This is a genomic window from Candidatus Zixiibacteriota bacterium (assembly GCA_021159005.1).
In the GTDB taxonomy this organism is placed as follows: Bacteria; Zixibacteria; MSB-5A5; order UBA10806; family 4484-95; genus JAGGSN01.
Map to the genome: position 1 here is coordinate 1 of JAGGSN010000112.1, position 6,560 is coordinate 6,560.

Sequence of the window (6,560 nt, forward strand, 5' to 3'; positions counted from 1 at the left end):
TTGTGACCTGACCCTCTTCATTCGAGTAGACCCTGGCGGGTCGAGACTCAAACTCCTTTGTGCCCAAACCCTTACCTGCGGAAATTCCATCCAGCCGGATCACGGTATGTCCGATAGAGACGGTAACCTTTGACGCTCACAGAAACTGACCCGCAGTTGCTCATCAAAATTGACCCACCTGGTTGCAAAAGAGATTTATGCTCACCGATTTGACCCACCTATTAGAAAAGCCGTGAAAGAATAAGAACCAGATCCAAAGTAAAACCAGGTTACACACACATATATAATTCTGTTTTGAGGTATCACTCCTTGTATGTTTATGGTTCCCACTGGGAGGTAACCATGAACTGCATGATTAGATGCGCCCACTGTGGGCGTCATTTTATTCTGAACCCTCGTGTAAAGGACCAGCGATATTGTGGCGGTAAGGAGTGCCAGCGTGCCAGGAAGACCCTCTGGCAGAGGGAAAAGATGAGGACAGACCCGGAGTATCAGGCCAACCAACGGGAAAGTCATCGGAGCTGGCGGGAGAGGAATCCCGGGTACTGGAAAGAGTACAGGATTGGACATCCCGAGTATGCGATGCGCAACCGGATATTGCAAAGGCATCGGGATAAGAGACGCCGTTTGAAGGATCTTGCAAAGATGGACGCGTTGGAAGACCTGTTTTCACCTGTCAAAGCGGGCAGTTACTACCTTATTGCGCAGGGAGAAAATCTTGCAAAGATGGACGCGTTAACGCAAAAAGTTTATTTGATTCCAACCGGTTAGCCACTCTTGCAAAAAAGGACTCGATAGACATTCCTCCATATCTTCTATTAGGTTCGAAAACCATGGAGGAAAGAGATGATTGAAAGAAGACCTATCAACCCTGAACGGGTGCGCAAGATCACAGGCAGCTTTTCTTTCATAGAGCATCGTTTCTTGAGGGATGGCTTTTTTCAGGGCCTTAGCCAACATGATCTCTTGCTCTATTTCTTTCTGATACTGGTGGGGGACCGCAAGGGACTCTCCTATTACAGCTACGATAAGATCTGTATGCTCCTGAGGATTACAGTAGATGAGTATATCCTGGCCCGAGATGCATTGATCCAAAAGGACCTCATCGCCTTTGATGGGCAGCTATTCCAGGTATTATCTCTTCCGGATAAGGCGGCAGATGAGCCTCCAGGGCCTTTAAAGACAGGTGAGGAGATGTGTCAAAGGGACCCTGCCGTCATTCATCAAATCATAGTCGATGGCTTAAGGAAATGAGACCCTTGCAAAAATGGACGCGTTAATTGCCATGGAATACATCGCAGAAACAAAGGAGATAGAGATTGGCCAACTTATCATGAGGTATGGACATATCAGGGTCCACAGGCCTGAGATCGCCTCATCTCTTATGAACTCAGTAGAGCGTTGCGGCCAAATCATACCGGTGATTACTGTAAAGGAAAGCGATCTTTCATTTGTCCTTATTGACGGATACCTGAGGGTGGCCGCTCTCAAACGGTGCGGGAAAGATACGGTGGCGGCAGAGATCTGGCAGTGCAACGAACAAAATGCCTTGATTCGGGTCCTTATGAAGAACCAGGAACGGAGATGGGAACCATTGGAAGAGGCGCTCCTGATTAAGGAGCTATTGGGACAGCATAATATCTCTCAAGCTAAGATAGCTCAGCTCATGGGGCGAAACCAGAGTTGGATATCCCGTCGCATTGCCCTTGTTCATGCATTGCCCGATGAGATCCTGGGATTAGTTCAAAAGGGACGTATATCCACATGGGCGGCAACGAGGGTCCTGGCGCCTATGGCGCGCGCCATACCGGATCATGCAAAGGCCCTGGCAGAAAACCTTATAAAAGAGCCCATCTCCACCCGCGATCTCATGGAACTATACCATCACTATCAGAGATCAAACCGCAAACGCAGAGAGAGAATAGTAAAAAATCCTCATTTTTTCCTGAAAGCGCTCCATGCGGCGGAACAAGAAAATCAAGCCACAATCCTCAAACAAGGGCCAGAGGGCAAATGGCTTAAGGATTTGAGATTGGCAAGGCATATCTTTTCGAGGCTTACACAAAACGTTCCTATCCTTTTTTATGAAGGACAGGAGAGGCTTGAGCGCCGCGCATTGCTCACGGCCTTTGAGGATACCAGGAAGGCCTTTTTGGCCCTGGAACAGGAAATCAGGAGTTATGACAGCCATGAAAACTGCCGAGACAAAAGAGACTATCCTGACACTGCATATGAAGGGGGTTACAATCAGAGAGATCAGCCGTATCCTCAACATCTCCAGGAACACTGTGAAACGGGTCCTGAGGGGAAAGGGGAACAGCCCGTCTCAAACCTCCTCCCCTTACGAGGAGATCAAACCCATCATCCTGGAGTTGTTCAAACCCTGCCGGGGTAACGTGGTTCGTATCCGGGAAATCCTCCAGGAAAAATATGGTTGCGTTATCCCCTACAGCAGCCTCACCCGGATAGTACGCGACCTGGAACTGAGGGAAAATAAGTCAAAACACAGGGCAGGAGATTACAGCTTCGCTCCTGGAGAGGAGTGCCAGCATGACACATCGCCCCATAATCTCATCCTTGGAGAGAAAAAAGTAAAGGCACAGTGTGCAGGCCTTGTCCTTGCTTACTCCCGCAAGCTCTTTATCCAGTACTATCCTTCATTCACCCGCTTTGAAGCAAAGGTCTTTCTTACCGGGGCATTCCGCTTCATGGATGGAACCTGCCCCCGCTGTATCATTGACAATACCAGTGTTATTGTGGCTAACGGCAGCGGCCCGGATGCCGACATCTCCCCTGAGATGGAACGTTTCGGACATATCTTTGGCATGAAGTTCGTCCCACACCGAATCGGCGATCCTGACAGAAAGGCCAAAATAGAGAGAAACTTTTTTTATGTAGAAAAAAACTTCCTCCCCGGCCGAATCTTTTCTGACTGGCATGATCTTAATGAACAAGCAACAAAATGGTGCATTGAAAAGGCGAACCAAAAGCCTAAACGCTCGCTGGGCATGAGCCCGGACGCGGCATATCTTATGGAAAAGCCTTATCTCAATCCCCTTCCTCCATACATCCCTCCCGTTTACAAAAGCTTTTACAGAGTCGTGGATGTGGCAGGTTACGTGGCCGTGGACACAAACCGTTATTCCGTCCCGGAGCGATTCCTGGGAAAACAGGTCGAGGTCCATAAGTCATGGGATCACGTCACGGTCTTCTTTAAAAACCAAAAAATCGCCCGGCATCAAAGGATTCTGGACAAACTCAACACCAGGGTCACGGCAAAGGGACATCATCGCCCTTTTAGCAGATATAGGGCACACAATGGTCCATCGAAGGAAGAAAAAACCCTGACAGGACAGTTTGACATCCTGGATCAGTATGTGCGGGAGCTCAAAAAGCATTCGAGCGGCAGGGGAGTTAGACGAATGCGGAGACTCCTGGATATTAAGAGAACATATCCTGCCGATGCATTTAAGACTGCCATTGAGCAGGCCTTTCATTATGGACTCTATGACCTGAATCGCCTTGAACAAATGATCCTTAAAAGGATTGCAGGCGACTTCTTTAACATGGAACAGGATGAATCATAGTGCGTGAAAAAATCTATCAGTTGCTCATGGATCTACGTCTCAGGGGTATGGCAAACGTCCTGGATCAGGAACTCTCAAGGGCGGAAAAAACCGGAACCCCCGTCTCAGAGGTCATTTATCGTATCCTCATGGAAGAGCATGCCTACCGGCAGGAACGCAGCCTCAATTACCGTCTGAAACAGGCTAAAATCCCATGGGACTGGACTCTCAAGACCTTCCCTTTTGATAAACAGCCAGGGGTTAACAGGGCTCAACTCCTGGAACTGTCTCACCTTTCATTCATCGACAGGGTGGAAAACATCGTCTTTATCGGCAACCCCGGAACAGGTAAATCCGGTTTGGCCATAGGACTCTTACGCCAGGCATTAATCTCCGGATACCGGGGGCGCTTCTACAACGCACAGGATCTCCTTGATGAACTCTATGCCTCCCTCGCTGATCGCACTACTCCGAAACTCATCAATCGCCTCTGTCGTTACGATTTATTAGTCATCGACGAGCTCGGTTACTTAACCCTCAAACCGGAACAGGTCAATGCCTTCTTCAAGTTGATGGGTGAACGATATGGAAATAAATCAACCATCATTACTACCAATCTCGACTACCCGGAATGGTATGATCTCTTCAAACGTAAATCCCTTGTAGAGGCCCTGCTTGATCGTCTTAAGCACCACTGTATTACCATCAGTATCAATGGCCCTTCACTCAGGACGCCCGATGGTCAACAAAAACCATTTAAAGATCCCTGATCCCTATCCGGAAATATCATCCCTCACATTCCCCTATCTCCCGATTATACCACCTCTCATATTACTCACCCTGTTATCCTTCTGTCACTTCAAAACCAACTGTGCATCCAATGGGTCAATTTCTATGAGCACAAAAGGGTCAATTTTGGTGAGCGTTGAAGACCGAAAGATTGACCATAGTACGCTTTAACAATATCAACAGTGCTCCAATTATGGCGATCCGTCATAATAATTCTAAATCCCAGTTTGTCCTCTATTTCATTGAGTCTTTTTTGATTGATTGAGAACTGCAATTGGAACTTACCCTCTGATATTTCACTGAGTGACCAGTCAATAAGGTTATTCAGGAATTGCCCCTTGAGTAAATTGCTTATCTTTTCTTCGAGTTCCTCTTTATTCCTCTTTTTTGCCCTTGGATTGGAGAGCGATTCCTGCAATTCTCTGAGCTTTTTTTGTTTTTTTTCCAGGGACTGATAAATTCCCCTTATTTGTCCGGCCTTCAATTTCTCAGAGATGAAAACAACCACGGTTCTTTCTTCTTGCCAAATTTCCCGTTTATCCCTGTACACCTGGATAACGTTACCACCGACATCAAGTTCCTCAAAATTATCAATCGCGTCATCGATTAGTTTTTTGTGATTATAGGGAGTAAGTGCACCAACATAATGCAACTGCAACTCTCTCACAATGGTCATGTTCTTCTTGGAATTGTTCCCACGATCAAAAATGAGTGTGTGTTTTTCAACATCCAGACCTAACTCTTTCAGTCTATTTTTAATCTCTTTGATAACTGCCCTAAAAACCTTTGTGTCATTCATATTGCCCTGATAGGTAAGGTGAAACAAGGGTATCATGTCTTCACGTGTAACTACCATGGCCAATCCAACCTGTCTCAGATCATATCGCTTTTGCTTATTTTTTCCTCGCTGCGCAATGGTGCACCGCAAGTTCGTTGTGTCAATGTAGGTAAAGAAATTGGTTGTATCAAAGAAAAGGGTATTACTTTCCAAGCCGTATATCTTGATAATCCTTTCTAATAATTCTTTCTCAATCTTAGGGATTGCCTCTATGGGGACTGCATCCATCAAATCCCAAAAATGTTGACTGTCTATTTTGCTTAAGCTGCATCTAAGCAAGTATGTCAAGGTGGTTGTTTTTGCCCAATTAGACCAGCCCCTTTTGCTGGTAGGCATGCACACCCTGCCAATGGCGGCCAGCAGCAGAGTCATTCCAACTGTAAGGTTATTCCTGATTGGTTTCTCGGCCATATATGACCTTGGTGACTTGACATATTGATTGATTAAAGAAGAGATATCCAATTTATGAGCGACATCCAGCAATGCCGCAATTGCGCCATGGGAGTATGATTTGAGGCGCAGCCCTTTGGTAAGTCCTTGCAGCCGTTTCAATAAAGCATCAGGTTTGCCAAGATATTCTAAAACAATGGGCCTTGGCTTGCCATTAACTCGTCTTGATTCGACTATGTACCAATATTTATGGCCTCTGGATTTCTTTGATTGAATAGTAGCCATTAATCCGCTTTCCTTGTTCAGTGTATACAGATTAGCAATAGCTGTCAACTATCATATTATTATTGCCATTGTCAAGCATAAAAAGTATTTTAATCAGTGTATATGCTAAATTTACAGATAAAAAAAGCCGCAACCCCTGAAAAAACAACAAGTTACGGCTTCAACCCTCTTGAAAAAAATTGATTTTATAGTAAACTCACGCTAGGAATCTTTATTTGGGCAATAGATATTTTTCCTGGTCCTGGATGGGTTGCGTCCCTTGTTATTCTATTTGGCTTGATTGCCTATGGGTGGCTTTCCGTGAAAATTGAAGATTGGCAGGATAGAAGGAAGGGCAAATAAGGGAGCAATTCTCATTTTAACCCTTAACAGAAAATAGCATCGTGTTCTACAGGACAGCGTTACAAGTCATGCTACCTGTTAACATGGCCGTTAATAATTTCTGCTGGAAGTCATAACAAAATCTGGTGCCCCTAAACTTCACAATACGATAAGAAAGTTTCACCTTCACGCATGTCGAATAAAATTCAAACATCCCTTCCATGCTTGTAAGATCAAATCTTGGCAACACGCCCAAATGACGTAGTTTTCCGCAACGAAATAAATCCTATCCTTTTTCCGGTTCAAAAGTACGCTTTGCCTGAAGAAAGCTCGGGAGGTGCCTGAGAAAGTACAATATGCTTCTCCTGTGC

The 6,560-nt window shown here is 45.7% G+C and carries 6 protein-coding genes; 5 read left to right on the top strand and 1 reads right to left on the bottom strand.

Annotated elements, in window-relative coordinates:
* Positions 1-431 precede the first annotated feature (431 nt).
* From J7K40_07115 to istB, 5 genes are all read left to right on the top strand, one after another.
* On the top strand, positions 432-617 hold the full coding sequence (locus J7K40_07115) for a hypothetical protein (protein MCD6162166.1): 186 nt from the start codon (positions 432-434) through the stop codon (positions 615-617).
* Between the two features lie 10 nt (positions 618-627).
* The gene (locus tag J7K40_07120; protein ID MCD6162167.1) at positions 628-771 is read left to right on the top strand and encodes a hypothetical protein; all 144 of its coding nucleotides are present in this window, start codon (positions 628-630) and stop codon (positions 769-771) included.
* A gap of 75 nt (positions 772-846) precedes the next feature.
* Complete coding sequence (locus J7K40_07125) at positions 847-1,254, top strand: hypothetical protein (GenBank protein MCD6162168.1); 408 nt, start codon at positions 847-849, stop codon at positions 1,252-1,254.
* Positions 1,255-1,285: 31 nt separating this feature from the next.
* A complete protein-coding gene (locus J7K40_07130) occupies positions 1,286-2,395 on the top strand; it encodes a ParB/RepB/Spo0J family partition protein (GenBank protein ID MCD6162169.1) in 1,110 nt (369 codons plus the stop codon).
* A 1,191-nt stretch (positions 2,396-3,586) separates the two neighbouring features.
* A complete protein-coding gene (gene istB, locus J7K40_07135) occupies positions 3,587-4,336 on the top strand; it encodes an IS21-like element helper ATPase IstB (protein MCD6162170.1) in 750 nt (249 codons plus the stop codon).
* A 122-nt stretch (positions 4,337-4,458) separates the two neighbouring features.
* On the opposite strand, the gene J7K40_07140 is transcribed toward istB, so the two are convergent.
* Positions 4,459-5,868 carry an IS1634 family transposase gene (locus tag J7K40_07140; GenBank protein ID MCD6162171.1) on the bottom strand — a complete coding sequence of 470 codons (1,410 nt, stop codon included), beginning with the start codon at positions 5,866-5,868 and terminating at the stop codon, positions 4,459-4,461.
* Between the last annotated feature and the right edge of the window lie 692 nt (positions 5,869-6,560).

Coding starts and splice junctions, on each gene's coding strand:
- J7K40_07130 (MCD6162169.1), top strand. CDS start 1,286: ATGGAATACATCGCAGAAACAAAGGAGATAGAGATTGGCCAACTTATC.
- J7K40_07140 (MCD6162171.1), bottom strand. CDS start 5,868: ATGGCTACTATTCAATCAAAGAAATCCAGAGGCCATAAATATTGGTAC.
- J7K40_07125 (MCD6162168.1), top strand. CDS start 847: ATGATTGAAAGAAGACCTATCAACCCTGAACGGGTGCGCAAGATCACA.